This is a genomic window from Sphingomonas sp. PAMC 26617, from assembly GCF_000242835.1.
In the GTDB taxonomy this organism is placed as follows: domain Bacteria; phylum Pseudomonadota; class Alphaproteobacteria; order Sphingomonadales; family Sphingomonadaceae; genus Sphingomonas.
On record NZ_JH594425.1, the window covers coordinates 3136695 to 3162617 of the forward strand.

Genomic DNA, 25923 nt, shown 5'->3' on the forward strand with positions numbered 1-25923 from the left:
GCAGCATGACGGTGCGCTGTGGTGAAACAAAATGCCCTGTCGCCGATCGAGATCGCCTGCGCCGTCCTCGTGCCCTTCCTTTGGGGCGTGCAATTCGTCGTAATCACAGTCGGGCTGACCGCCTTTTCTCCTCTCTTCTTTGTGGCGCTTCGCTTCGCCGCTGTCGCCGCGATCCAGCTGCCCTTCGTCGAGCGCCCAACCCGGCGCGAGCTTGGACCGATCATCGTCATCTCGGTCTTCTTCGGCGGTCTGAATTTCGGGCTGGTGTTCGTCGGGATCGGGCGAGGGCTTGCGAGCGTGTCTGCCGTCGCCAATCAATTATCGACGCCTTTCACCCTGTTGCTGGCGTGGCCTTTGCTCGGCGAACGCCCCACGGTGCGGGTGATCATTGGCGTTGCGTTGGCTTTTGGAGGCGTTGCTCTGACGGTGGTGGACGCGTTCACGCGCGAGGCGCTAGCGATCGACGTCGATCAGGGCATCAAGGGCGAGCAGGTGGTCGAGGCGATGACGCGCATCACGCTGTCACGAGGTGCGCCCAGGACCATCCGGGTAGACAATGGTCCTGAGTTCATCTCGAAGGCGCTCGATCGCTGGGCGTATGAGAACGTCGTCACGCTCGACTTCAGCCGTCCGGGCCAGCCGACGGACAACGCGTTCGTGGAATCGTTCAATGGCCGCCTGCGCGACGAGTGCCTCAACACGCATTGGTTTTTATCGCTGGAAGACGCCCGAGCCAAGATCGACGCCTGGCGGCGGGACTATAACGAGAGCCGTCCTCACACATCGCTTGGCTGGCTGACACCGATCGAATATGCTGCTGCCGCGGCCACGATCACGGCCGAATGAACGCCGGAAACTCACCTTCGAACTGGATGAGAAACCGGGGGACCCTCAAACAACGGTCGGTCTCTGGTTGCCGCTGGATGAAAACCGGGGTCACGTTAGTCTGGGCAGTCCACAGAACAACGCGGCCTGAACCGCGTTGTTAGATAGGATCGCCTCAGGCTTCTGCTTGGACTACCTTACGAGCAGAAGGCGACTCAAAAGAACGACTCGCCGAAGTTCTGCAGGTTATGGGCAAGTATCGGCATGACCAGGGAGCCGGTGCGCTGCCTAATCCACATCAGGCCAGCGCCGATTAAGCCGGTGACAAGAAAGGTCTCGGCATCAAGTACTGGGATGCCATGAGATACATGCAAGCCGTGCGCGGCGCCGAACAACAAGGTGATCGTAACCTCGGCGATGCCGAAACGCGCTCCGAACACGAGCGGCCCTTCACCAAACGCTTGGGTGAAGAGCGCCAGCACGACGCCGCGGAACACAAGCTCTTCATCAAGGCCTGGCATGAGGCCCTGAAACAGCAGCCGGCCAATCGACAGATCGGCTGCCTGGGCGTCAATGATCGTCTGCACCCAGTCAAATGCGCAGATCGCCGCAATCATGATCATCGCGGGGCGTACCGACCCAGGTTTTTGCTGCCATGTGAGTCCGATGTCGCGACCCGCGATACCAGGCAAAAGCGCCAGAACAATAAACGTCGCGCCGATCGCGAAAACTTTGCCAAGCCAGTTCCAATGGAATTGAGGGGCTAGGATCGCCTGCAGTGACAGGCCCGAAATGGACGCTACCCAATAGACAACGATTACCCCAAATCCGAGCAGCAACGGTACAGGACGAACCTGTCGTCCAGTCAGACGCAGGAGCAGGACGCCGAGCAATACGAACGCGAGGTGAAGTCCTAGGGTTAGCGCCATGTCCTGAACGGGGTTTTCCGATCTAAGATTACGAGATTTGAGAGGGTATCAGCCTGTTCGGAAACAGGCTTGTTCGTGCCATGTCGTCGATGACACCCGAACCGCCACGGCCACAGTGGTGATGCCGCAGTTGAGCAAGCCGGTCATCAGGCTAAACAGCAGATTGCCGCGGGTCGTTGGAACGGCTTCAAGCTGACCACCGTGCCGATCGCTTTTCAAAAAAGGCGCGCACGCCCTCCTGCTGGTCAATCGTGCCGAACAAATCTGCAAACGCCTGCCGTTCGTCGGCAAGTCCGTCGCGCAGGTTGCCCTGCGCGGACTGCCGAATGAGGCGCTTGCACGCCGCTGACGCCCCAGGGCTAGCGAGGCACGCCTTAGCCGCCCATTCGTGCGCCGTTGTCAGGGCACTACCGCCATCCACCACCCGATCGACGAGACCGATCGTCAGGGCGGTTGATGCATCGAGACGCTCGCCTAACAAAATCATGCGCGTAGCCCAGCTCGCGCCAACGAGTCGCGGCAGCCGCTGCGTGCCCCCGCCACCCGGCAGGAGCCCAACGCGCGCCTCTGGAAGGCCGAAGGTTGCGTGGCCTTCGGCGATACGCAGGTCGCATGCCAACGCAGCTTCGAGACCGCCGCCCAGCGCATAGCCGTTGATCGCGGCGATCGTCAGCATAGGGAATGTCGCGAGTTGGTCGTATGCCTGCGCGAATTGCGCCATCGCCCCCTCAGCCCGGGCGCGATCGCCGTGATCGAACTGATGCAGATCCGCGCCAGCGCTAAAGAACTTTGGTCCGTCCCCAGTCAGGACGAGACAGCGAACCTCGGCTTGATCCGCTAGATGCTCGAGAACGAGCACCAGTTCGCTTAGATGTTCCGCGTCCCAAGTGTTGGCCGGCGGGTTAGCCAGCGTGACGCAGGCGACGTCGTCGTGGACTTGAAGCCGCAAAGTCATGAACGCGCCCGGCGTCGGGCCTCCTGCGCCGTGAGATAGCGCTCCACCGATGACGCATGCTCGTCCGACTGGTGCGCCAATGCCTGCAGCGCTGCGGTGGCGTCCAGGGCGCTCGGCAGGTCACTGCGTTCAGATAGGCGCAACAGCCGCTTGGTATAACGCAGCGCAAGAGCCGAGTTGGCAGCCATCTCTTCAGCCAGCGATCGCGCCTCTGCCATCAGCATTTCCGGCGCGACGATCTTGCTCATAAGACCGTAATCCAGGGCTGTCTTCGCCTCGATGACGCGCCCAGTGAAGGCCATTTCAGCGGCCCGCGCGTGGCCGATCGCTCGCGGTAGGAACCACGCACCACCAATTCCCGAGACGAGCCCCAGCTTCACGAACGTCTCAGCGAACATGGCCGTATCAGAAGCAATCCGGACGTCGCACATACAGCACAGGTCCAGCCCAGCACCCATCGCCGGTCCGTTGACTGCCGCGATGATTGGGATCGGCAGGCCAAAAAGCGTCTGCGCGAGGCGCTGCAGCGTGCGGCGGTAGCGTTCGCCAATTTCGTTCGCGCTGCCGGCCATAAGCCCCTCGTGGCGCTGCATGTGCTTGACGTTACCGCCAGCGCAGAAAGCTGGCCCCGACCCGGTCAGGATCGCGACCCGGACGTCTTCGCGGTCATCTAGCCCGGAGATCGCCGCGATCATCTCGCTGCATTGCTCGGCGCTCAACAGCGCGTTGCGCGTTTCCGGCTCGTTCATGACAAGGGTCGCCACGCCGCGCGCGACGTGGACGTTTACGAAACTCATGCTGCTTCTCCGTCGATAACGATATTGCGCGCGCAGAGGTCGGCGATCTCTGCCTCGGCGAAGCCAAAGCCCGCCAGCAGTGCGCAGCTGTGCTCGCCCAACAGGGGTGGCGGAACGGGTGTTGCCGGCGGTTGGCCGATTGCGAAGCCAACGGTGCGGTAGGCACCCGCGCGATGGTGAACGACCTCGATCTCGGCGCCAGAAGCGAGATAGCCATCCGATTCTGCCATCTGCGCGAGGTTAGCGACGTGTGCTGCCAGTATGTCTGCGGCCGACAAGATGGCTTCCCACTCCGCCGAAGTCCGCTTCCGAAACATGGGTTTCAGGACCGCCCGTAACGCCAAACGTTCGGCGACGCGTCCGGCATTGGTGGCGAAGCGGGGATCACCGGCAAGTTCCGGGCAACCGATCAACTGGCACAACCTCTCCCAACGCTCCGACTGATAGGCAGCGACCATGATCCAGCCGTCGCGTGTCGGCAGAGCCTCGTTGGGGGCGGCGTAAGGTGCTGCGCTTCCGCTCCGCTCAGGCAGTTCGCCCGTGTTCAGGAAACCCGACAAGTTGAGCTGTTGGAGCATCATCAGGCAGTTGAAGAGGCTGACGTCGAGGTGCGCGCCTATCCCAGATGCATCCCGCTCCCGAAGCGCGGCGAGGATCGCGATCGTGGCATAGAGCGCGCCAGTCATGTCGGCCAAAGGCAACGGAACCTTGGCCGGGCCAGAACCCGGCGCACCGACGAGGCTCATCAAGCCACTAGCGGCCTGCACGATGCCGTCGACGCCCGGTCGATCGCGCCACGGCCCGGTCTGGCCATAGGCGGAGAGCGAGCACGTGATCAGGTCGGGTTTCACGCGGCTGAGAGCTTCATGATCGATACCGAGACCCGCCATCACGCCGGGCCGAAAGTTCTCAATCACCACATCGGTGCGCGCGACAATACGCCGGATCACGTCTGTCGCATCCGGCTGCTTGAGATCGATGCACAGCCCCTGTTTGCCGCGGTTGGAGGTAAGTGCGGTGAGACTCTCGCCGTTTACCCATGGCGGCCCGAGCTTGCGGCCCAACTCTCCGCCCGGCGCCTCTACTTTGATGACGGTCGCGCCCATGTCGGCAAGGTACATACCGCAGACGGGCCCAGCGATGAGCTGTCCGAAGTCTAGCACCGTGATACCGCTTAGACTGTTACCAAGTGGCGACCCGTTCATCGGATTGATCCCAATGCCGTGGCCTGGCCCTCTGTACCGTTGGGGCTTCCGTCATTACGCGATGCGCGATGGTGAAATGCCGCAGTAACAAGTGCAATGATCGACCAGAACAGCAATGTGCCGCCAGCGAGCGGCCAGCCGCCCGTTCGCCACGCAAACACGCCAGAGGTCGTGCCGATTGCGCCGCCTGCGAAAAAGATTGTCATGAGGGCGGCGTTGATCCGGCTGTGCGCGGCCTCATCCAGTCCGTAGAGCTGCGCTAGATTACTGACTTGGGTCCCTTGCACCCCGACGTCGATGAGAAAGGTCGCGATCACCAGCATCGCGAGTGATGAGGGGAACAGTGCGGCTGCCGCTGAGCCCGCCACGAGTAGCGCCGTCGTCAACACTTGCGCACGCTGCGGGCTGGCTCGATCAGCCTGCCGCCCGAACCAGGGCGCCGCCAGTGTCCCGCCGATCGCGACAAAGCCGAACAGTCCGATACGGTCGCTGCCGAAATGAAAGGGAGCGCCGCTCAGGTCGAGGGTGAGGATAGTCCAGAAGCAGCAGAACGCCGCAAAGATCAGTGCGCCCAGAAGCGACAGGCGCCGCAACTCCGCGAAACGCGCGAGTTGGCGCGCGGTGGAGCCAAGGAGGGCGCGATAGCCGTCACGATGTTGCCCAGCTTGCGCCGGGAGTATAACGGCAACGAGCAGGGCCATTCCCAGCGCAACGACTCCGGAAGACATGTAGACCCCGCGCCAGCCGATCCGATCGGCGAGGAGGCCACTGATAATCCGCGAGCCCAGAATGCCGATCAGCGTCCCGGTGAAGACAGTCCCGACCACTCGCCCGCGGTCACTGGGGGCGCTCAACGAAGCCGCCATCGGCACGACGATCTGCACCGCGACCGTCAGCACGCCGATGACGAGGCTGAGTGAGCCGGCCATCGCGATACCGCGAGCGCCAGCCAGTGCGAACAGCGCGAGGGCCAACGCTACTTCCAGCATAACGACTAGCCGCTTGCGATCGAGCATGTCGCCGAGGGGCGCTACGAAGAGGATGCCGAGTGCCATCCCTACCTGAGTGAGCGCCGGCAAATGCCCGACGCCGGCGGCCGAGGTGCCGAAGCTCGCCCCGATCTGCGCGAGAATGGGCTGCGCATAATAGAGGTTCGCTATCGTCGTGCCGGTGGTGACCGCCATCGCGACTAGCTGACCGCGCGTGAGTGAGGGTGTCGTCATGGGTATGGAAAAGGCCAAGCGAAGGGCGACCGCCCGCGATCGTATCGCGGGCGCTGCGCCACCTACTGGAGAAAGGACGCCTCCGACCGGGGACGGCCGGAGGCGTGATCGTCGATTTAGCGGTTGAGCCCGGCCATCAGGACGTACTTCACTTCGACATACTCCTCGATGCCATAGTAGCTGCCCTCCCGGCCGTAGCCCGACTGTTTCACACCGCCGAAGGGGACCGAGGCGGTGCCGACCGATCCCGAATTGATGATCACCATCCCGGCCTCGAGCTTGTGCGAGAGCCTGAAGGCGCGGCCGAGGTCGCGCGTATAGGCGTAGGCGACGAGACCATATTCGGTGTTGTTGGCGCGTTCGATCAGTTCGTCCTCGGTTGTGAAGCGATAGATCGGGAACACCGGACCGAAGATCTCAGACTGCGCCATCTTCACGTCATCGCCGATATCGGCGAGGATGGTCGGCTCGTAGAAAAGCCCGCCCAGGCTGTGCTGCTTCCCGCCGAGTACCACGCGAGCGTCGTGCTTTCGTGCATCATCGACCAGCGCTGCGACCTTGTCGAAGCCAGTCTGGTTTACCAACGGTCCAACAACGAACTCCTCGCGCATCCCGTTGCCGACCTCGATCTTTGAGACGCGCTCCGCGAGCGCCGCTACAAAGCGGTCGTAGATCGCGTCGTGGACGTAGAAGCGATTGGGCGAGATGCAAACTTGGCCCGAATTGCGCAGCTTCGCGAGGACCGCACCAGCGACTGCCTCGTCGAAATCGGCATCCGCAAACACCACGAACGGGGCGTTACCTCCGAGTTCGAGGGTCATCTTCTTGAGCGTCGCACCGCTCGCGCTCGCCAGCAGCTTGCCCACCGCGGTCGAGCCGGTGAAGGAGATCTTGCGGATGCGCAGATCACTGGTGAACAGTTCCCCGATCTCCTTCGGATTGCCGGTCACCATCTCAAACACGCCTTCGGGAATGCCCGCCCGGCGCGCATAGTCGAGGAGCTTATACGCGGTGAGCGGCGTCTCCTCGGACGGCTTGATGATCATCGTGCAGCCCGCTGCGAGTGCGGTGGCGATCTTGCGGCAGATCATCATGAACGGGAAATTCCACGGCGTGATCGCGGCGGTCGGCCCGGCCGGCTCCTTGACGACCAGCACCGCTGAGTCCGCAGCGTGCGTTGGGATCGTGTCGCCGTAAACGCGCTTGGCTTCCTCGGCATACCACTCGATGAAGCCGAGGCCGTAGTCGACCTCTCCGAGCGCCTCGGAGATGCACTTGCCGTTTTCCTGGACCATCACCTCGGCGAAGGCGCGGCGATCGGCCTTCACTAAGTCGAACCAGGCACGTAGCAACTCGCTGCGTTCTTTGGCAAGGCGCCGCGACCAGGCGGGAAAGGCGATGCAGGTACGATCTATCGCCTGGGCCACCTCGGCCTTGGACATTTCAGGCGCTTCGCCGACGATCGAGCCGTCCGCTGGATTGTAGACCGTAATCATGAGTTTTCTCCCGAAGTCGTTTATAAGGTATTCGTAAATGCTTGCGGCGGCACGGTCGGAGCTATCTTTGCTCGCGGTAGAAGATCATGCCGACATGGTGCAGGACGCCATCGACGAACTCACCGTGCGCTTCGAAACCGGTGTCGTCCCAATATCGGATGTGGTTGCCGGTGACTTCGTAGCGCTCTCGATAAGCGCTCGTCAGGTTGCCGCGTGCTTCGTCGTACCGGCCGTCGGGCAAGAGTTCCTGCCGGATATAGCCGTCGGCTGTCACCCATTCCCAAGACCAGCACTGCTGCTATGCTCGCCATTATCGTCTCCGCTATCGGCCTTACAGAAAGCGAAATAGGCCTCCAAGGTCGAGGCCGCCAATATATCGTCTATCAAAGTTGATACGCTGGGCGTATCGACGTTGATATGGAGCTGCGTCACCTTCGCTATTTTCTAGCGGTCGCCGAAGACTTGAACTTTCGGCGCGCGGCGGAGCGGCTTGGTATGGCGCAACCGCCGCTGAGCTCGCAGATTCACGATCTTGAACGTGAACTGGGCGTGCAGCTTTTTCGGCGTGTTCCCAAAGGTGCAGAGCTGACTGAAGCCGGCGCTGCGTTCCTGGTGGAGGTGCCCGAGATCTTCGAATGCGTCGATCGCGCCGTGCGCATGGCGCAACGCGGCGGGCGCGGCGAAGTCGGCCAATTGCGCGTCGGTTTCACCGGCTCGACATCGTTCAACGAGATCGTACCAGAAGCACTGAGGAATTATCGGCGCGCCTACCCAGAAGTCGAGCTGAACTTGGAGGAACTGAACAGCCTCCAGCTGCTCGACCGCCTGACGCACGAACGCCTGGATGCCGTCTTCATTCGGCCGGGCAACGAGCCTCCCTCGGGCGTCGCGGTGCTCCCACTACCTCCGGAAAGCATGATGGTTGTGGTTCCCATCGAGCACCGGCTAGCGCATCAATATGCGTTGGAACTCAAGGATCTCGCCGGCGAACCTCTGGTCCTGTTCTCCCGTGCAATCGGTCCAGCACTCTATGATGAGGTGATCGACGCCTGCCGCCGCGCCGGTTTCGAGCCACAGATCGGACAGATTGCGTCCCAGATCACCTCGATCGCCAATCTTGTGGCAGTAGAGCTAGGGGTTTCGATCGTACCGGCTCGAATGGCAACCGCAGCCGTCCCCGGCGTCTGCTATATCCCGATCAAGGGCATCGCTCCCGTTGCCAGGATCGCGCTCGCCACCCGCCTAACTGACCGCAGCATCAGCACGCGCAACTTTGTCGCGTATGTAAAGCAAGCGGCTCAAAAGCTATCCCATTTGGAAAGGTAGCACCCGCTGCTTGCTGAGGCGACACATCATAGCTTGGAGGAATGCGGCCATAGGGCTTGGTGGTGACGCAGAGCGCGAAGCGATCTTTGTTGGAGAAAATTGGAGAGGGCGCCGCCCATGCAACTGACGATCCGAGAGGCGCTCGCTAACGATGAGCCACAGGCAGGCGCCCTATGGCGAGCGGGTAATCTTGTAGCTGATTATAGCGATCTGAACGCCGACTTCCGGTTCGCCCGGACAGGGGCGTGCTCCGATGTGCTTATAGGGGAGAACTTGGAATGCCGCGTTTGCGGAACCTCGGTGGTAGGCCACGATGGCCATTGAGGATGGCTCTACTACGTGGCTGCAGACCCCGCTTTCCGAGGCTGGGCTTCGGCAAGCCGATGGTCGAAGCAGGCGAAGCGTGGTTGCGTGATCGGGGGGTAGTGAAGGTGCAACTTCGAGAAAGTATTATACCGTGCGGCCGTCAAACAGGTGCATGTGAGCCTGGCCCCATGATCGCAACTGCGTAAGCGTCCGGTCTGCCCCGCCTTGCGGGTGATGTGAGCTGCAGGCCACAGGTGCGGCACTGTGGCAAGCACTGGTGCGGCACTATGGCGACGTTGATTATCGATGGTTCGGGCGCGGTCGGGGCGAAGCTGCGTCGGCGGTTTAGTGATGTGATCGCTTGATAGCTTAGCGGTAACGAGAGGCGCTACCATCTCGGTTAGTGCTTTCCGAAGAGGATGACGTTTTGGGAACGCTCCGCCTTTCGAAGTAGCAATAATGCGTCAATCGTTTGGAAAGCTGACCGGCAACGGTGGCGAGATTAATCAAATGTATCTGTCGATCGTGGTATCGATTGCTGATCCGCCGCGTTGAAAATAATTGAACGGGAGAAGCGGCTTTGTGCCACGTGTTGATTATCGAGGACGAACCGCTGATAGCGTTCGATCTGGAAAACCTCCTGCAATCTAACGGTGCGGAAACCTTTAGCTTCGCGGACGGACAGAAGGCGGCAATAGCTGCATCGCGAGAGAAGCGCCCTGATTTCATTCTGTCCGACGTATCGTTAGTGGATGGCTCCGGGCCACTGGCGGTCGAGGCCATTCAGCGCGAGTTGGGCGATATTCCGGTGATTTTCGTCACCGCGACCCCGGAAGCCTGCCTGCCATACGCCCCGCTTGCACAAGTGTTCCGGAAACCGATGAATAGGACCGCTATCGGGGCGGCCTTCCGCCGCATGGCTTTTGCTACCTAGCAATCGACTTGCGCTGACGTCAGCGGCATAGCGAAGGTGAAACAGGTTTCTTGGCTATCGGACGCGACGTCCAGGGTGCCACCATGCGCCTTTGCGATCTCGGCAGCGATGTGTAGCCCAAGCCCCAGCCCGACTTGGTTCGGTCGGACATCGCCGCGGAAAAAGGGGTGAAACAGCTTCTCTCGTGTGGCCGCGTCGATCGGCAGGCCACCATTGGAAACTGAGATTGTAAGCGTTTCGTCGGTCGTGCGCGCCTGAACCGTGATTGGATGGGTTTTTGACCCATGCGTTACTGCATTGCCTAGCAGGTTCGATAGCATTTGGCCCATGCGGACTCGATCACAGTTTACCGCGTGAGGGATGATGATGTCAGCACCGATCTGTCGCCCGGGGGCGACCGACACGATTTCCGCGACGACCTGCTCTAGCAGCGGTCCGAGTGGCTGCTGCGCATCGAGGGTAAGAGACAATCCGCCACCAAGCCGGCCGCGGGCGAAGTCAAGCACGTTATCGACTAGTTCAGACGCTCGCATTATACTGCCGCGCATCAGCGAGAGGATGTGTTGGCCTCGCGGCGTGAGCGTTTCGCGTTCGGTGATAAGCTCCACACCGCTGTTGATCGAGGCAAGCGGGTTGCGCAAATCATGGCCAAGGACGGCGATGAACTGCTCGCGTAATTTCGATGCCTCGCGCTCGGCGATTACTGCCCGTTCTGTCGCCTCGTGCGTGTCAACGAGCGACCGTTCGTAGCGCCGGCGCTCGGTTGCTCGGAAGATCGCAAGATGGGTATGGACAAGCGTCCCGGCGGTGTCGCGCTCTTCAACGGCGTTGACGAGGCATTGCACCTTAGCAACATCTGCGCCCCTGAAATCCATCGCCACCTCGTCGACGGCCCCCTGCATCCGCAGCAACGGCGAGATGTTGGTTTCATAGAAGATTCGCGATGGCGCGCTCAGAAGCCGGCTCAGCCGCTGCGAGACAAGCGCCTTCTGATCGACTCCCAACCACTCGGCAATGCGACGGTTAGCCTGCCCTATCGAACCATTGGGAAGGACCGTGAGTATCCCGCAAGGGAGTGTATCAAAGCCGATCTTGTGCGGAAGACTCAGACAAAGGCACAAATCGCGGCGGTCACCTCAGCTGGTGCGCTGAGATTGGGACAATGGCCGCTGGCTTCGAGGATCACCATCGTGCTGCCCTCGATCGCATCATGGACGTATTGCCCGACTTCAACCGGCGCGATGGCGTCGTCGCGGCATTGCACGATCAGCGTGGGAGTCGTCACCTTGGCCAAGTCCGCCCGGTTGTCCGACGTGAACGTCACACGCGCAAAATCGCGCGCGATAGCTGGATCTGTGCGGCAGAAGCTGTTCGTCAGCTCCTCGCCCAGCTCAGGGCGGTCAGGATTGCCCATTATTACCGGAGCCATCATCGCCGACCAGCCGAGATGATTGTCCGCCAGCGACGCCAGCAGTTCATCGATGTCGCTACTCGTAAAGCCGCCCTGATATTCCCCGTCATTAATATAGTACGGCGAAGGACTGACGAGCACGAGGCGGGAAGAACGTGCGGGATCGCTCAGCGATGCCAGAACCCCAATCATCGCACTAACCGAATGCCCGACGAAAATCACGTCGCGCAAATCAAGTTCCGCGCATATCTCCAAGAGATCGGCCGCGTAGGCTTGCAGATTGCTATAACGCTCGGAACTGTAAGCTGACAGATCAGAGCCGCCTGCACCCACCTGATCGAACAGGATAGTGCGGTAATCCCGTTCAAAGGCCGGAGCCACGAGCCGCCACATATTCTGGTCACAGCCGAACCCATGCGCAAAGATCATAGCCCGTGGCCCGTCGCCTGCGATCCGGACGTTATTACGTTGTAAAACCGACACGTCGCCCCCTGCCGGACGGGCTCCGGACGCCAACATGGCTGCTTGCAAAGGCACAGGTGCGATGTTGGTCCAAACATACTGGTCGACAGCCAAAACGCCAACACCCTTAGCGAGGGACGACCTTTCCCTATCTGAACGGCAACCGAGAGGGACCGGCTTTCCTGTCGAGAACGGTGAGCGAAAAGGCATGGGTGTTTTGAGAGCCTATGGCATTTTGGGAATCGATAAGTCGATATCCTAAAAAGGGTGTTCTGGTCAGGGTTGGTGCCGTTTGAGAAGAGCGCTCGGTAGGGGCGTCTATGCGTAGGTGGCGCTCGTATCTCACACATTAGTGCAGAGGGAATCGCGATGAGCAGCAAATTCCCGATACGGCCAGCAAGTCTGTTGCTTGTCGTAACTCTCAGCATACCAAAGGCGGCGGAAGCCCATGTGAAATGGTTCTGCGGCCCGATCGATGGCTCCGCACCGCCACTGCCCTTTAGGCAGGTCGTGACACCATTCTTTCTCGAGCTTCTCATCCTGTTCGTCGGTCTCGTCATGCTCGGCGCCATGCTTGATGCTATGATAACGCGGTACGCGGGAAAGCTCATCGTGGATGCCGATCGTGCGGGGCGTGCGAGCGACGTGATCGTACGCGCGGGCGTCGCGCTCTACATGCTTTGCTTGTGGGGCAATCTTGCCGTCGTCATGTGGGCGGATCCATCCAGCGAATCGATCCTGACCGCCGACCTGTACGATGCCGGGCACGTAGTCGGATATATCCAGCTGGTAACCGCGGTCGTGGTCTTGATACCGCGTCTTTCGATCTTTGCGGCAGCTGCCCTGCTCGTCCTGTATATGTTGGGCGTCGCGAAGTTCGGCGCTTTTTATATGATCGACTATCTGTTCTTCCTGGGGATCGCTGCGCATCTCGCATTGTCCAGCTCGCTCTTGTCCCGCCTTACGATCAGTCGATATCGCGTGCCGATCCTCATAGGATCGCTGAGTTTAAGCTTGATGTGGACGGCGGTCGAAAAGTTCCTGTTCCCGCAGTGGACGATCTCAATATTGGTTTCACATCCTGGCATCACGGCCGGCCAATCGTTCTCAACGGTTGCAATGATTGCCGGCTTCGTCGAGTTTTCCCTAGCGTTCTACCTGCTCGCAGGCCGCGAAATTCTCGGCCGTATCGGTGCGATATTGCTGGGCATCGTTTTCGTCGCTGCTATGCCTGAGTTCGGCATGCTCGACATTGTCGGCCACATCCCCGTCCTCCTCATTCTCGTGATTGCCCTCGTCAGCGGAGAGACGCCCCTTCAAATTCTGTGTCGCGGAAGCGGTTCGGGCATCCTATTACCAGGGTGGAAAGTAGGCCGAGCATATATCGCTACGCTCGCAGTTCTCATGCTCTTTTATTACGGTCTTCATGCTCTATCCGTCTGGTCCATAACCAGCGCAATTTGACGACCTCCGGGGCAGGGCGCTGTACGCTGGCGAACGAACCGTGGCGGCTCGCCAATCCTACCTCGACTAGGAACGGCGATCGAGACGAGAGGTATTATCTGAATCGACGATGGTTTGAGAGTGTTAGCTGATCGCACCACCTCCTTGTTATAATTCCGCGGCAAAACCTTAACCGATTAAGGATCATCATCATTTAGGTCCAGGTACGCAACTTGCGAATCAATGCGGTGTTAAGGCGTCAATGGATCGATCGCTTCCCCATATACCTGACTTGGGCTGCCCTTCGGCGCGGATCAACGATAGCAACCTCTCGAATTTTGTGGCCTTAATCGTTGAGCCAATCAGCATTATCGCGGACAACCGCGTTTCCAGCCAAACCCCCCAACAGATAGTCGCGCTGGCGCTTATTCGCACTGGCGAGGAAGATCGCGGGGCCTTCCACGAATTATATCAACTCACGTCGTCGAAAATCTTCGCCATTTGCGTTCGGGTCTGTCGCAATCAAGGCGCCGCTCAGGACATGCTCCATGACGTTTACCTGACGATCTGGAATAGGGCCGGTGCGTTCGATCCCGGCCGTGGCAGTGCGATCGCGTGGATGTCAACGATTGCGCGAAATCGCTGCATCGACTGGCTCCGTGCCGAATACGTTCGACGATCCGAACCGATCGAAGGCACTTGGGAAATCGCAGATCCTCTGCCCCTCATAAGCGAGACAATGCTGGAAACTGAAGCCAGCGCAGGTCTGCTGGCGTGCTTGGCAACGCTTGAGGCCCGCGAGCGTGACGCGATTTATGGTGCGTTTTTCAGCGGCTTTACCCATGCTGATATGGCTGTTCGTCAAGGCGTGCCGGTCGGCACGATGAAAAGCTGGGTTCGCCGTGGGCTACTTAAACTTCGCCAGGCAATCGATGACGCTGGCCTCGATCTACAGCCGTTAAATTGAGCGGCTGACCGCGGATGTTCGCGCATAGCGGTAACATCTGAAGCCAAATACCGTCATCGAATTTTATAAGCTCTTAGCATTTATGAAGCAGCCTTGGCCCGAAGGGGATGAACATGCAGCGCGGATGCCAGGACTCTATTTAGGAAGGTCATCAATTCAACAATGCGATGGCTTTCCAGCCGAACGTCGATTTCATGACATTGACGTCTTTGCGTTCAAGAAGTTTGACGTGCCCCCCCGTTTTTACTCTAGTTGGGGTCGATCCAGAAAACGGGGCTAGATATACGCCTAGCGTCGGTCGGTCCGCTCGAATGACGCAAATCCGCTGTTTGTCCCATAGGCGTGACTGAAACATTTATCGCGAGGCTGCAACGTCACCGCGACGCGGGGTTGCGGAGGTTTCTGTCGGGGCCGGTGCGACGCCAGCCTTGCTTTTGGCAGCGCTCGCAACAGCACGATCTATTGAGTTGAGGACATCAGCCAGCAAGGCAGCGACAGCTTTATCCTTTTGCTCGTCGGTCAAGTTTGGTGCGGTGGTAACCGATTCAGGGCGAGAACTTCGTGAAGAATCGTCAATTTTACACATGCGTCGAGCCTCCCCGAAAAGGCACGCGTGTCAACGGTTTGCGGCTGAAGGCGAAATTACACCCTAAGCTGAACCGCAAAAGGGGTGGATAGCGGACATTTCGCGCTTCCCTCTGCGTTGCAATTTTTCAAATAGCTGCCCAATGGACAAAAAATGCAAGCCAACCGCCCTTTTGCCGAATTTTTTAATCAGCAGCGGGATGTGTTGTCCGTTCTGGACCGGGCGCGACCTTTGTTTAACGCTACCTACGATGAGGCGTGGCCCCGGCTTGCCGAATTTCGCGTCGAGCTAACGGCGCGGATGAGAGACTTCCAACGCTACAAGCATGAAGTTATCTTCGATCCGATAATTCGAGGTAACGTTGGCGACCGGGCAATAGTGGTCGCGTTGAAATCGGACTGCATCGCTCTGGGTATCCAATATGATAGCTTTCGGCAGCAATGGGCGAAGGCAGATGTGCAGGCTAATTGGCCGCAATATCGGTTGTCAGCCATTTCGATGATGACCAAAATCCGCGAAGCGTTCTCGGATCAAGATGCTCGTGTGAGGACGCTCTAGGCAGGTTAATTGAGGAGCGTTGAGCGTCCGCAGTTTTTGCGACATCGACATGTCCCAAACCTGGTTGCGAGCGATCCGGCCGCTACCAGGGTAATGACCCTAGATAGCTAACGTCCGCCGATCTTTTGCAGACGGGTCGGACGATTATACTAGCCGGGTGCCGCTGAGATGGGCGGTTATCCTCCTGCTGGTCATAAGACGGCCGATTTCTGAACCAAGTCAGCCCATGGTAGCCTCTAACTGGCAGGAACCGCTCACGTCCACGACGTTGGAAGAAACGGCGCATTGAGGCGTATCAAGTATCTATCTCAGCAACTTGCGACATGGCGGGGTGTTGACGACGGATGCCCCTTTCAACCGTTCCGTACGCCATCGTCGTTGAAGACGATCCGATCATCATGATGGGGACCGTGACCATCCTCGAAGATGCTGGCTTTCGGGTTTACGAAAGCTTCGACGGTGACGAAGCAATCGTACATCTTGCAGAGCATTGGGAAAGCACCGTCTTGTTGTTCTCCGACGTTGATATGCCGGGAACGATGAATGGGTTTGCCCTGGCGCGGCACGTTGCCGAGCACTGGCCGCTGATCGAGATCGTGATCGCTTCAGGGCACATGTCTCCCAAGGACGGAGACATGCCCGAGAAGGCCACGTTCATTACGAAGCCTTTCAACCAACGAATGGTTCACGAGCACCTCAGTCAGATCCTGCCGGATGATAAAAAGCCAGAGCCCCTGAAGAAGGCGGTTTAGCGGCACAGTTTGCGTTGGGCGACGTTCATCACTCCCGCAACGCCCAGCTTTAAAAGAAGCGTCGGCTTAACGGGATCGCGCGAGCTTTGATCTTTCACAAACCGATTGCTGCGCAAATCTGTACGGCAATGGTTTTCTCAAACCCTGCTTGAGTCTGTGTTCCAATACTGCACCTTTGCATGCCAGTTCACTTTAGGGCAGATCCGGGTGGCGAAGCCGGGTGGAACGGCGAGAAGTGATTAAAAGTGGCGGTAGAGGTCAGCCGCCTGGGACATTGCTTACGCTGTACCTGCACGAGCCCGCTCACTCTGCACTGTAAAAGTAAGGACCATTGACAGCCCGCCTGGCAGATATTCACTGGTTACGCTGCCGCCGGGCATCGCCTTCATGACGTTGCGGATAAGCTTGGTGCCAAAGCCGGGTTTTGGCGGCGTTGCGCGGAGAAAGGCTCCACTTTCCTGCCACACCAAACGTATGCGATCGCAGTCGCCAAAGCGTGAGCATGTCCAGGTGACGTCAACCGATCCGTCGTCGTGCTGAAGTGCGCCATACTTGCACGCGTTGGTCGCAAGTTCGTGAAGCACCATGCTCAGTGAGACGGAAACATCCGCGTCGACTTTTACCGTTGGGCCATCCCATTTCACCCGGCCCACGTCGCGTTGGACGACCCCTTCGACAACCGCGAGAACAAGGTCCCTTAAATCGGCACTGGTTCCGTAGTCTTTGCCTATCAATTCCTGAGCGCGGGCGATATTTATCAGACGCTGCTCAAACACAGCATAATCAGCTGGGTCGAGCTGCTTACGTATCGTCCCATAGGCAAGCGACTGGATGATTGAGACGCTGTTCTTGACGCGGTGAGCCATCTCAAGTGCCACAATGGCCGATCGTTCGGATGTTTGGCGTTGCTCGGTCACATCGATGAACGCTCCAAGGGCACCACACACCTCGCCGCTGTCATTTAGAATTGGGATACAATGGCCAGCAATGTAGATACTTCTTCCGGTATCGAAGCGGATTTCACATTCGGAATGGCCAACGGGCTGGCCTGTCGCCGCAGCTCGTTGCATCGGAAGGTTTTCAATCGGGACAGGCACGTCATTGCAATAGACCCTGAAACTGGGCAGTTCGCCTTTAGGCGCGCTCTGTGAGACGTTTGACCCCAATGGGACTTGCAGCATGGCTTGGGCGGAGAGATTGCCAATGATTTTCGAACAATCGCGGTCGGTGCTTATGAGGATCGCGACCGGGAGGCTGTTCAAAAGAGCCCAAAGATCGTCGCGATCGACCTGAATAGCCGTGCTCGTCTTCAGGACCCCTGCGACAATCCCCTCCAGCCACTTATACTCGCTGAAGCCAAAACCTGCCTTTGCTAAACCTTGCATACTCTACCGCCCCCCCAGCGCCTGCGAGGAGCACAAAGTTTCTCAGTTGCCGTCTCGCACGCACGCCGGCAATGTCGCAGAATACCTCCGATATGGTCCTTTGTCATTGACCGACGTTAGTCTGCTTTTGGGGGATGCGGTTGTCGCTGCTGATAAGCCCATCACCTCACCTCCCATAAACTGAACAACCGCTGCCAGTGTCATTCAGGCCGGGCGCATCGGCAAACGTGCATGCCCATCTTATCGGCCGTCCGCCGTTGAGGAAATTGGAGATGTTTCGTAAGTTAGTCCTTTCCGTATCGCTTGGCCTTTCCGCGCTGGTCGCAGTCGTGCCGAACGTCGCTTCTGCCCAAAGCTATGGCGGCTGGAACGCGCCATACCGTTCCGACGATGGCTATCGGGATGGTCGTTTCAGCGGTCGCCATGGCTACGTTGATCGCGGAAGCTATTATGCGCGCCAACGCTGGGTTGCGCATCGCGGTTGGGAGCAAGAACAGCGTCGCGGCGAATGGCAACGCGAACATTGGCGCGGCGGCTACGACCGGCGCGATGGCTGGGACCGCGGCCGGAACCGTTGGGATCGCCGTTATGACTATTAGGCCCTGAATGCCCCACGTTTTGCGCCCGGTCCGTGATGGCCGGGTGCACTCGTATCACTATCATCAAGCCCGACAGATCGTTACTGATGCGGAAGGTCCAGCGTTAAGTGCTGAGCTGTGCGGCTTGAATGTCTGCGTTGTGAACAACGAACCGTCATTTTGAATGACCGGCCGTGGTGGAGGCTGTGTGAGAACGGCGATCGAGCATCGATGATAGGAGCGCGCGCGAACGCGGCGCTCAGGCCTGCATCGCTGCAATCAGCCCCGGCACCCCGACCAGAGCGATGGCACGCTTGATGTTGTAGGCGAGCACATGGAGGCTCATCTCGGTTGCCACGTTCGTCAGCGAGCGGGTCTTGAGGTGGCTTCGCCCCATCCAGTCCTTGATGGTGCCGAAGACGTGCTCGACCGTCCGCCTTCGCACGCGCATCGCACCGGGCATGCGGTCGAGGCGGGCCTGCATCGCCTCGATGACCTCCTCATGCTCCTAGCGCTTGATGCGGCGCTCGATGCTGGCAGTGCTGTTCGCCTTTACGGGACAGCGGTAGCGACAGGCTGGCGTCGCATAAGCGTGCAGCAGCATGCCGTGTGACGTGACCCCCGTTTTTTACTCCATTTGGAGCTAGAGTCCGACCCCGAAGAAGGGACGGACAGATGAAGCGGAAGCAGTTTTCGGAAGAGCAGATCATCGGCATCCTGAAGGAAGCCGAGGCGGGCGCGGTTGTGACGGAACTGTGCCGGCGTCACGGGATGTCGAGTGCGACGTATTACGCGTGGAAGGCCAAGTTCGGCGACCTAGAGGTGTCCGATGCAAAGCGGTTACGGGCGCTCGAGGAAGAGAACGCCCGGTTGAAGCGGCTGCTGGCGGACACGATGCTCGACAACGCAGGTCTGAAGGACCTGCTGTCAAAAAATGGTGACGCCTGCCGCGAAGCGGGAAGCGGTCGCGCATCTCCAGACGGCGCTGGGGATGAGCGAGCGGCGGGCGTGTGCTGTCGTCGGAGCGGATCGCACGAGCATGCGGTATCGTTCGTGCCGGGCGGATGATGGCGACCTGCGGTCGCGCTTGCGCGAACTGGCGCAGCAGCGCCGGCGGTTCGGCTATCGACGGCTACACATCCTGCTGCGGCGAGACGGCATCACGATCAACCGCAAGAAGACCCAGCGGCCCTACCGCGAAGAGGGTCTGACGGTGCGTCGCCGAAAGAGCCGCAAGCGCGCCGTTGGTGCGCGGGCACCGGCACCCGTGTTGGCGCTGCCCAACCAGCGCTGGAGCCTGGATTTCGTCCACGACCAGATGGCCACGGGCCGGCGGTTCCGTATTCTCAACATCGTTGACGACGTGACGCGCGAGTGTTTGCGGGCGGTGCTCGATACGTCGATCTCAGGCAAGCGGGTGGTGCGGGAGCTGGGGGATCTGATTGTCGAGCGCGGCAAGCCGAAGATGATCGTCAGCGATAACGGGACTGAACTGACCTCGAACGCGGTGCTCGCGTGGTCGGAAGATGTCGGCATCGAGTGGCACTATATCGCACCGGGCAAGCCGACGCAGAATGGGTTCGTTGAGAGCTTCAACGGTCGCATGCGCGACGAACTGCTCAACGAGACGCTGTTCTTCACGGTCCGCCAGGCGCGCTCGATCCTCTCGCGCTGGGTCGACGACTATAACACTTAGCGGCCGCATTCCTCGCTCGGTTACGCCACACCGGCGGCATTCGCCGCCGAACTCGAAAAGCAACGGGCGGGTTTAAACCCGCCCGTTGCTTCACCCGCGCTCCTGCGCGACAACAACGGTCGGTCTCTGGCTGCCGCTGGATGAAAGACGGGGGTCAGGTCACGTGTTCGACGCTCGAGAAGTGCCGGGTCATCGTCTTACCGGCCGGGCAGCGGTATGTGTCGGTCTCGGGCACGTAGACGAAGTCCTGCTTGCCCCAGCGGCCCTCGGCCTTGGCGCCGGACGTGAGCCGCTTAGGGCAGATCGCGGTGATGCCGGCTGCGTCGCAGGCAAGCACCTCGGGTTCTGAGAAGTATGCGCGATCGGCAAGCACCGTGAGCGCTTGCGCGCCGGTCGCTGCGCGTGCCTGATGGCCCATGTTCGCCAGCGACGTCCGATCGTGGCTGAGGTTGAGCATCTCGTGTGCGACTCCGCTTTTCAGGATCAGACAAGTCCAGTGTCGACGGCATCGGAGTCCGCGCCGACTCCTGGCACCGAGGCCGCTTTACGGCGCCTCGTTGCCGGCTTGGCAAGTGGTGCTCCGGATTACAATAAACTCGCCCCTCAATTCGCTGAGATTGTCCGACGCGACCTCCCGATGACCCACCCCATGTTTAAGTCGATGGGCGAACTGAAGTCGATCACCTTCCGCAACAAAGGTCCGATGGGCGATGACGGCTACGATCTGACGTTCGCTAATGGTAAGGTACTAATGTCAGCAGCCCTTGACGCTCAAGGCAGGATGGCTGGCGGCATCCTTGCGCCGCAGGGGGTCAGGGCGCCCGGCCACTGATAGGATGTACACCGATGATGATCTGCTTCTTCCATAAGAAGCAGATCATCAATTTCTCCTCCTCCACCCTTCGGGGTCGCGCCTACGGCAGTAATCGCAATCATTCTTAGATGGCGACATATTTCGATCGGGCCGCCCGCTGTTTCGGCAGCTCTGGTCGGCACCGTGGTTCCGTTTCTGATGGTATCGTATCGCCTATATCGCTCTTGGCCATGGCCTTGGTTCGCCCTTGAATTTAAGTACGACGGCCTTGGACAGCCGGGTCCATGGCTTGTCATTAGCGCCGCGCCGGTATGGGTAGCGTGCTTTGCTCTCAGTTGGCTCCCCCTTGGGCGCCAAAACCGGAACGTCCGCTGACCACCAAACCCGGTCATTCCTGATGCAAAAATCAAAAGTTTTGCATCAGACTGGGCTTACCGAGTAGGCCGGCCAGTCAGTTTTGGTCCCGCCCAATAAACGAGCATGCTGCAAAGCGCTCCTACCAAGCCAGCACGCCACACCGAATGTTCCGCAATATGCAGCGCATCTAAAGCTATCAGCACAAGAAAAATGAGGACGCCGACCGCAACTGGATAAAGGACTATTGGCTTCATCACGTTTGCTCCCTGTCGGTTTGTGGGTCCGCCACGGTATGCCTCGCTTCTAAGACCGGCAAGTTACTCTTATCGCTTTCCCGGAGGCGTGATGCGAAACTCACAAGTTTTGCATCAGCTGAAAAACGGGCCGAAGCGGTGCGTTTCGCGATGCACAATACAGATGCAGGGAACACAGCGTTGGTTTCTCGGTTTTATTCTAGCTTGCAGCGTCCCGCTCGTCCGGGGAGGGCGGCGGTGAAAGCTCGCGGTGCCCTGCCGGTGGACGACCGGCAGGGCATTTAAAATTATGAAACCGGGAACTGATTTTTACGTACTTGGTTCTTATAACAGACCGGCTAGGTTTTCCCCCTACCTAGCTAGTTTTTTAAAGCGCCCCGCTGCCCCCCCTGCAGCGGGGCATTTTTTTATCTATCTGATGGGCCGACTGTTTCCCAAGTCTCGTTCTGATTCCACAATCAACCAGGCCTCCGAGATAGTCGGGATATTGTCGCCTGATTGACCCCAAGTAGAGCGGCGGCAGTGCGCTGCGTGTCGCCGGCTAAAAGCCGCTGTAGAGCCTCCGACTGCTGGTGAGGGGTCAGAGCACCACGTCGGCCGAACTTCACGCCCCGTGCCTTAGCCTGGACTCTGCCGGCAGCGGTGCGTTCGGTAATACGATGACGCTCGTAGCTGGCTGCGACCCCCAGCACGGCAATGATGACATCGGCGAACTGTGAGGTGGTATCGACCATCGGCTCCGCGATCGACCGGAAGCCAGCACCGGCTTCCTTTACCGCATGCACGCATGATGGTCGCAAGTTCCGCATCCTGACCATCATCGACGAGGCCAGTCGCGAGTGTTTGGCACTCATTGTGGCACGGCAGCTCGAACATGAAGACGTGCTGGCGGCTTTGGCCGACCTGTTCGTTACACGGGAACCACCTGCACATATCCGGTCGGACAATGGCGCCGAATTTATCGCCAATGCCGTGCAGCAATGGCTCGGGCAGATCGGCGTGAAGACGCTTTACATCGCACCGGGATCACCATGGGAGAATGGCTATAATGAAAGCTTCAACGGGTCGCTACGCGACGAACTGCTCAACGGCGAGATCTTCTACAGCCTCGCCGAGGCGAAGGTGCTGATCGAAGCATGGCGGCGACATTACAACACGGTCCGTCCGCACAGCAGCCTGGGCTACCGACCACCGGCCCCAGAGGGAGCCTCACCGCCATATCCGGCCTCCGGTTCCGCTTCGCTCCACCTCCGCCCGGATATGGCGGTGGCGAGCATAATCCACTAACAATCAATACGGTCCACTCGACGGGGGGCAGGTCAACCCGCCCTTCGTTCATGCGGACGGGCAGCGGGGTGAAATCTTATCGAGGGTGAAGAACGGCCCGTCCGCTCTCCCCAACCAGCAATTGAGTTCTGCCATTTACCGTGTGGCTGAGGCTGGCACTGTATCCCCTTGTCGCTGCGGACGCCGACGATGCGAAACAAAGCTGGGCTATGCAAGGAATTGGCGACACGTGCATCGGTTGTGCGACCGCTTCCCGCGGCGGATCAACGCGCTATGCTGTCCGGGAGATGCCCGCGAGGGTGCGCAGGAGGAGAACATGATGTTGGGCACTATCGGCCGCCGGTTGGCTGGCGCTTGGGTCATGGCGCTGGCGTTTGCGACGCCAGCCGCGGCGCAACTCTATTTCGATCCCGGCCAGCCGATCGAGGCACGCGTCGATGATCTGATGCGTCGCATGACGCTTGAGGAGAAGGCGGCACAGATGCAGAATGTCGCGCCGGCGATCCCGCGGCTTGGCATCCCGCCTTATGATTACTGGAACGAGGCGCTGCACGGCGTCGCGCGTGCAGGCGAGGCCACCGTGTTCCCGCAGGCGATCGGCATGGCTGCCACCTGGGACCGGGATATGATGCTCGCCGAGGGGCAGACCGTCGCGACCGAGGGCCGCGCGAAGTACAATCAGGCGCAGGCGCAGAAAAATTACGATCGCTACTACGGGCTCACCTTCTGGTCGCCCAACATCAACATCTTCCGCGATCCGCGATGGGGGCGCGGGCAGGAGACACTGGGCGAGGATCCCTATCTCACGGGCACGATGGCGGTGCCGTTCGTGCACGGGGTTCAGGGGACCGATGCGAACTATTTGAAGGCGATCGCCACGCCCAAGCATTTTGCGGTCCACAGCGGCCCCGAGCAACTGCGCCACCAGTTCAACGTCGATCCCTCGCCGCGCGACCTCTCCGAAACCTATCTCCCCGCCTTTCGCCGCGCGATCGTCGATGGTCGCGCGGAGTCGCTGATGTGCGCGTACAATGCGGTCGACACCAAGGCGGCGTGCGCGAACACGATGCTGCTCAAGGATACGTTGCGCGGCGCCTGGGGGTTCAAGGGCTTCGTCACCAGCGATTGCGGGGCGATCGACGACATCACCACCGGGCATCACAATTCGCCGACCAACCCTGAAGGTGCGGCGCTGGCGGTGAAGGCGGGAACCGACACCGGGTGCGACTTCAAGGACGAGATGCTGGACCTGCCGCGCGCAGTGAAGGCGGGCTATCTGACCGAGGGCGACATGGACGTCGCGCTCCGGCGGCTGTTCACCGCGCGGATGAAGCTCGGCATGTTCGATCCGGCGGCACGCGTACCGTTCTCGACGATCTCGATCGCCGAGAACCATTCGCCCGCGCACCGGGCGCTGGCGCTGCGGGCGGCGCGCGAATCGATCGTGCTGCTCAAGAATGACGGCGTGCTCCCGCTGGCGGCGGGTGCGCGCAGGATCGCCGTCGTCGGCCCTACCGCGGCGTCGCTGATCGCGCTGGAGGGCAATTACAATGGCACGCCGGTAGGCGCGGTGCTGCCGGTCGACGGGATGACCGCGGCGTTCGGTGCCGACCGGATCGTCTATGCGCAAGGTTCGCCCTTCACGCAGGAACTGGCGGTCGCGGTGCCGCGCACGGCGTTCCCCGCCGGGCTGACGGCCACCTTCTACGACAACGCGCACTTCACCGGCGCGCCGGTCGCGACGCAGCAGGTCAAGGAGATCGACGTCAATTGGGGCTCGATCGCGCCTGCGGCGGGGGTGGATCCGCGGAACTTCTCGGTCCGGTGGTCGGGCCAGATCGCGGCCCCTGCTCCCGGCGACTATCAATTCGAGCTGGAACGCCGCGAGCGCTGCGACGTCGGCAACGGCCTCGAGCGCTACACCATCCATATCGAGGGTGCGCCGGATCAGAGCGTGACCGCAAGGTGCAACGGCCGTGCCCAGAATTTCGAGGCGATGACGGTGCATTTCGGCGATACCCGCCCGCGCGCCATCCGCATCGACTTCGCGCACGAATCGTCGCGTGCGAGCGACGTCACCTTCGCGTGGAAGCCGCCCGTGGCGGCGTTGCGCGACGAGGCGGTGCGCGCGGCGGCGCAAGCCGATGTCGTGGTCGCCTTCGTCGGCCTGAACGCCTGGCTGGAGGGCGAGGAGATGCCGCTCCAGGTCCCCGGCTTTGCCGGCGGCGACCGGACCGCGATCGCACTGCCGGCGGCGCAAAGCCAGTTGCTCGACGCGCTCTTCGCGACCGGCAAGCCGCTCGTGATCGTGCTGCAAAGCGGATCGGCGATCGCGCTCGGTGCTCAGGAGGCCAAGGCCAGGGCGGTGCTGGAGGCGTGGTATCCCGGGGAAGCCGGTGGGCAGGCGATCGCCGAAGTGCTGAGCGGGACGGTCAATCCCAGCGGCCGGCTCCCGGTGACCTTCTACGCCTCGACCGACCAACTGCCCGCGTTCGACGATTACCGCATGGCGAACCGCACCTACCGCTATTTCGCTGGCCGGGTCGAATATCCGTTCGGCCACGGCCTGAGCTACACGCGGTTCGCCTACAGTGCGCTCAGGCCCGCGACCAGCAGCGTCGCGGCCGGGCAGGGCACCAGCGTATCGGTCGCGGTCCGCAACACGGGCGTCCTGGCAGGCGACGAAGTGGCGCAGCTGTATCTGTCCGTGCCCGGCCGGGAGGGTGCGCCGATCCGCTCGCTCAAGGGGTATCAGCGTGTTCACCTCGCCGCCGGGGAGACGAAGACGCTGACCTTCGCGCTCGAGCCGCGCGATCTGGCGCTGGCCAATGCGGCGGGTGCAATGGCCGTGACCAAGGCGACGTATCAGATTTGGGTTGGCGGGGGCCAGCCGGGGACCGGCGCGCCGGGAAGCCGGGCGAATTTTTGCGTGACCGGCACGGCGACGCTTCCGCGCTGACATTGCGCGGCAGGTACCGTCAAACCAGTGGGGCAGCTGTTCTTCCATTGGCCTGTCAGACCGATGGGGCAGCTGTTTTTCCATCGGATTAGAAGAATCGATCAAGCGGAATGCGTTAAGCCCCGCCGCAATGTCTGGGTCTCTGGCGCTGGGGGCTTGCCGCAGTCAGCGCAGGAACGTAGCGCTGCGTGGTGAGCGCCAGCCCATCCGAGCGTCGAACCGCACGCACTTGATACGGCTCATTCGTTTTGCACCCGAGTACCCAGGCTCCAACGCTAGGCGCCGAGGGCGCGCGAGATCCCGCAGCTGTTCCGGCATTTTTTAATGAAGTGAACTGTTTGACTCGCCACATCATCGCGCTCCTGCGCGGATCGTGGCATGATGTTACCAGGCGCGCAGACCAGTCGGGTTGGATGGA

General features: G+C 60.4%; 19 protein-coding genes and 7 pseudogenes. 13 read left to right on the forward strand and 13 right to left on the reverse strand.

What is annotated here, in order from left to right:
• Positions 1 to 21 precede the first annotated feature (21 nt).
• Positions 22 to 417, forward strand: a pseudogene (locus tag RH91_RS23175) (DMT family transporter); the annotation flags it as partial.
• Positions 418 to 846 (forward strand): annotated as a pseudogene (locus tag RH91_RS23180) (integrase core domain-containing protein); the annotation flags it as partial. It abuts the pseudogene before it with no gap.
• A 194-nt stretch (positions 847 to 1040) separates the two neighbouring features.
• Here the strand turns inward: RH91_RS23180 and RH91_RS13730 are convergent.
• The 7 genes from RH91_RS13730 to RH91_RS13760 form a co-directional block, all read right to left on the reverse strand.
• A complete protein-coding gene (locus RH91_RS13730; RefSeq protein WP_010163416.1) occupies positions 1041 to 1754 on the reverse strand; it encodes a CPBP family intramembrane glutamic endopeptidase in 714 nt (237 codons plus the stop codon).
• Positions 1755 to 1941: 187 nt separating this feature from the next.
• On the reverse strand, positions 1942 to 2709 hold the full coding sequence (locus RH91_RS13735) for an enoyl-CoA hydratase (RefSeq protein ID WP_010163417.1): 768 nt from the start codon (positions 2707 to 2709) through the stop codon (positions 1942 to 1944).
• Entirely contained in the window at positions 2706 to 3506 is an 801-nt protein-coding gene (locus RH91_RS13740) for an enoyl-CoA hydratase-related protein (RefSeq protein ID WP_010163418.1), read from the reverse strand. The genes RH91_RS13735 and RH91_RS13740 overlap by 4 nt, the downstream gene beginning before the upstream one ends.
• Entirely contained in the window at positions 3503 to 4711 is a 1209-nt protein-coding gene (locus RH91_RS13745) for a CaiB/BaiF CoA transferase family protein (protein ID WP_037478810.1), read from the reverse strand. The genes RH91_RS13740 and RH91_RS13745 overlap by 4 nt, the downstream gene beginning before the upstream one ends.
• Positions 4708 to 5895 carry an MFS transporter gene (locus RH91_RS13750; protein ID WP_157136940.1) on the reverse strand — a complete coding sequence of 396 codons (1188 nt, stop codon included), beginning with the start codon at positions 5893 to 5895 and terminating at the stop codon, positions 4708 to 4710. The genes RH91_RS13745 and RH91_RS13750 overlap by 4 nt, the downstream gene beginning before the upstream one ends.
• A 155-nt stretch (positions 5896 to 6050) precedes the next feature.
• A complete protein-coding gene (locus tag RH91_RS13755; protein WP_010163421.1) occupies positions 6051 to 7430 on the reverse strand; it encodes an NAD-dependent succinate-semialdehyde dehydrogenase in 1380 nt (459 codons plus the stop codon).
• Positions 7431 to 7491: 61 nt separating this feature from the next.
• The gene (locus RH91_RS13760) at positions 7492 to 7704 is read right to left on the reverse strand and encodes an Atu4866 domain-containing protein (protein ID WP_010163422.1); all 213 of its coding nucleotides are present in this window, start codon (positions 7702 to 7704) and stop codon (positions 7492 to 7494) included.
• Positions 7705 to 7847: 143 nt separating this feature from the next.
• Here RH91_RS13760 and RH91_RS13765 point away from each other — a divergent pair, with 143 nt between their 5' ends.
• Together RH91_RS13765 and RH91_RS13770 are read left to right on the forward strand one after the other, a co-directional pair.
• Positions 7848 to 8756, forward strand: coding sequence for a LysR family transcriptional regulator (locus RH91_RS13765; RefSeq protein WP_010163423.1), 909 nt, complete (start codon positions 7848 to 7850; stop codon positions 8754 to 8756).
• 895 nt (positions 8757 to 9651) lie between these two features.
• Positions 9652 to 9996, forward strand: coding sequence for a response regulator (locus RH91_RS13770; RefSeq protein ID WP_232283508.1), 345 nt, complete (start codon positions 9652 to 9654; stop codon positions 9994 to 9996).
• Here the strand turns inward: RH91_RS13770 and RH91_RS13775 are convergent.
• Both RH91_RS13775 and RH91_RS13780 read right to left on the reverse strand, forming a co-directional pair.
• Complete coding sequence (locus RH91_RS13775) at positions 9993 to 11000, reverse strand: sensor histidine kinase (RefSeq protein WP_010163425.1); 1008 nt, start codon at positions 10998 to 11000, stop codon at positions 9993 to 9995. The two genes, RH91_RS13770 and RH91_RS13775, sit on opposite strands and share 4 nt — an antisense overlap.
• Positions 11001 to 11101: 101 nt before the next feature.
• A complete protein-coding gene (locus RH91_RS13780; RefSeq protein WP_010163426.1) occupies positions 11102 to 11836 on the reverse strand; it encodes an alpha/beta fold hydrolase in 735 nt (244 codons plus the stop codon).
• 402 nt (positions 11837 to 12238) lie between these two features.
• Between RH91_RS13780 and RH91_RS13785 the strand changes: the two genes are divergently transcribed.
• From RH91_RS13785 to RH91_RS13800, 4 genes are all read left to right on the forward strand, one after another.
• Positions 12239 to 13333 (forward strand): hypothetical protein, encoded by a 1095-nt coding sequence (locus tag RH91_RS13785; protein ID WP_010163427.1) that lies wholly within the window; start codon positions 12239 to 12241, stop codon positions 13331 to 13333.
• Between the two features lie 241 nt (positions 13334 to 13574).
• Positions 13575 to 14279, forward strand: coding sequence for a sigma-70 family RNA polymerase sigma factor (locus RH91_RS13790; protein ID WP_157136941.1), 705 nt, complete (start codon positions 13575 to 13577; stop codon positions 14277 to 14279).
• Positions 14280 to 15018: 739 nt separating this feature from the next.
• Positions 15019 to 15423: a hypothetical protein gene (locus tag RH91_RS13795; RefSeq protein ID WP_010163429.1), complete on the forward strand. Its 405-nt coding sequence runs from the start codon at positions 15019 to 15021 to the stop codon at positions 15421 to 15423.
• A gap of 344 nt (positions 15424 to 15767) precedes the next feature.
• Positions 15768 to 16175, forward strand: coding sequence for a response regulator (locus RH91_RS13800; RefSeq protein WP_010163430.1), 408 nt, complete (start codon positions 15768 to 15770; stop codon positions 16173 to 16175).
• Positions 16176 to 16453: 278 nt separating this feature from the next.
• Here the strand turns inward: RH91_RS13800 and RH91_RS13805 are convergent, their stop codons facing one another.
• Positions 16454 to 17560, reverse strand: coding sequence for a sensor histidine kinase (locus tag RH91_RS13805; RefSeq protein WP_010163431.1), 1107 nt, complete (start codon positions 17558 to 17560; stop codon positions 16454 to 16456).
• Positions 17561 to 17832: 272 nt separating this feature from the next.
• Here RH91_RS13805 and RH91_RS22500 point away from each other — a divergent pair, with 272 nt between their 5' ends.
• The gene (locus RH91_RS22500; RefSeq protein ID WP_157136942.1) at positions 17833 to 18159 is read left to right on the forward strand and encodes a hypothetical protein; all 327 of its coding nucleotides are present in this window, start codon (positions 17833 to 17835) and stop codon (positions 18157 to 18159) included.
• Positions 18160 to 18397: 238 nt separating this feature from the next.
• Here the strand turns inward: RH91_RS22500 and RH91_RS21725 are convergent.
• A pseudogene (locus tag RH91_RS21725) lies at positions 18398 to 18670 on the reverse strand (transposase); the annotation flags it as partial.
• 143 nt (positions 18671 to 18813) lie between these two features.
• Here RH91_RS21725 and RH91_RS13825 point away from each other — a divergent pair.
• Positions 18814 to 19978 (forward strand): annotated as a pseudogene (locus tag RH91_RS13825) (IS3 family transposase).
• 22 nt (positions 19979 to 20000) lie between these two features.
• On the opposite strand, the pseudogene RH91_RS13830 reads toward RH91_RS13825, so the two are convergent.
• Positions 20001 to 20303 (reverse strand): annotated as a pseudogene (locus tag RH91_RS13830) (IS5/IS1182 family transposase); the annotation flags it as partial.
• Between the two features lie 180 nt (positions 20304 to 20483).
• Here RH91_RS13830 and RH91_RS13835 point away from each other — a divergent pair.
• Complete coding sequence (locus RH91_RS13835; protein ID WP_157136943.1) at positions 20484 to 20666, forward strand: hypothetical protein; 183 nt, start codon at positions 20484 to 20486, stop codon at positions 20664 to 20666.
• Between the two features lie 1051 nt (positions 20667 to 21717).
• Here the strand turns inward: RH91_RS13835 and RH91_RS21730 are convergent.
• A pseudogene (locus tag RH91_RS21730) lies at positions 21718 to 22044 on the reverse strand (recombinase family protein); the annotation flags it as partial.
• Here RH91_RS21730 and RH91_RS13840 point away from each other — a divergent pair.
• Positions 22043 to 22546: pseudogene (locus tag RH91_RS13840) on the forward strand (integrase core domain-containing protein); the annotation flags it as partial. The pseudogenes RH91_RS21730 and RH91_RS13840 sit on opposite strands and share 2 nt — an antisense overlap.
• A 316-nt stretch (positions 22547 to 22862) precedes the next feature.
• On the forward strand, positions 22863 to 25505 hold the full coding sequence (locus RH91_RS13845) for a glycoside hydrolase family 3 C-terminal domain-containing protein (RefSeq protein ID WP_157136944.1): 2643 nt from the start codon (positions 22863 to 22865) through the stop codon (positions 25503 to 25505).
• The last annotated feature ends 418 nt before the right edge of the window (positions 25506 to 25923 follow it).

Bases quoted from the DNA above. Each gene is read 5' to 3' on its own strand.
- RH91_RS13785 (WP_010163427.1), top strand. From the start codon at position 12,239: ATGAGCAGCAAATTCCCGATACGGCCAGCAAGTCTGTTGCTTGTCGTA.
- RH91_RS13765 (WP_010163423.1), top strand. From the start codon at position 7,848: ATGGAGCTGCGTCACCTTCGCTATTTTCTAGCGGTCGCCGAAGACTTG.
- RH91_RS13750 (WP_157136940.1), bottom strand. From the start codon at position 5,895: ATGGCGGTCACCACCGGCACGACGATAGCGAACCTCTATTATGCGCAG.
- RH91_RS13800 (WP_010163430.1), top strand. From the start codon at position 15,768: ATGCCCCTTTCAACCGTTCCGTACGCCATCGTCGTTGAAGACGATCCG.
- RH91_RS13735 (WP_010163417.1), bottom strand. From the start codon at position 2,709: ATGACTTTGCGGCTTCAAGTCCACGACGACGTCGCCTGCGTCACGCTG.
- RH91_RS13730 (WP_010163416.1), bottom strand. From the start codon at position 1,754: ATGGCGCTAACCCTAGGACTTCACCTCGCGTTCGTATTGCTCGGCGTC.
- RH91_RS13845 (WP_157136944.1), top strand. From the start codon at position 22,863: ATGATGTTGGGCACTATCGGCCGCCGGTTGGCTGGCGCTTGGGTCATG.
- RH91_RS13745 (WP_037478810.1), bottom strand. From the start codon at position 4,711: ATGAACGGGTCGCCACTTGGTAACAGTCTAAGCGGTATCACGGTGCTA.
- RH91_RS13790 (WP_157136941.1), top strand. From the start codon at position 13,575: ATGGATCGATCGCTTCCCCATATACCTGACTTGGGCTGCCCTTCGGCG.
- RH91_RS13755 (WP_010163421.1), bottom strand. From the start codon at position 7,430: ATGATTACGGTCTACAATCCAGCGGACGGCTCGATCGTCGGCGAAGCG.
- RH91_RS22500 (WP_157136942.1), top strand. From the start codon at position 17,833: ATGTTTCGTAAGTTAGTCCTTTCCGTATCGCTTGGCCTTTCCGCGCTG.
- RH91_RS13795 (WP_010163429.1), top strand. From the start codon at position 15,019: ATGCAAGCCAACCGCCCTTTTGCCGAATTTTTTAATCAGCAGCGGGAT.
- RH91_RS13835 (WP_157136943.1), top strand. From the start codon at position 20,484: ATGTTTAAGTCGATGGGCGAACTGAAGTCGATCACCTTCCGCAACAAA.
- RH91_RS13740 (WP_010163418.1), bottom strand. From the start codon at position 3,506: ATGAGTTTCGTAAACGTCCACGTCGCGCGCGGCGTGGCGACCCTTGTC.
- RH91_RS13805 (WP_010163431.1), bottom strand. From the start codon at position 17,560: ATGCAAGGTTTAGCAAAGGCAGGTTTTGGCTTCAGCGAGTATAAGTGG.
- RH91_RS13780 (WP_010163426.1), bottom strand. From the start codon at position 11,836: ATGATCTTTGCGCATGGGTTCGGCTGTGACCAGAATATGTGGCGGCTC.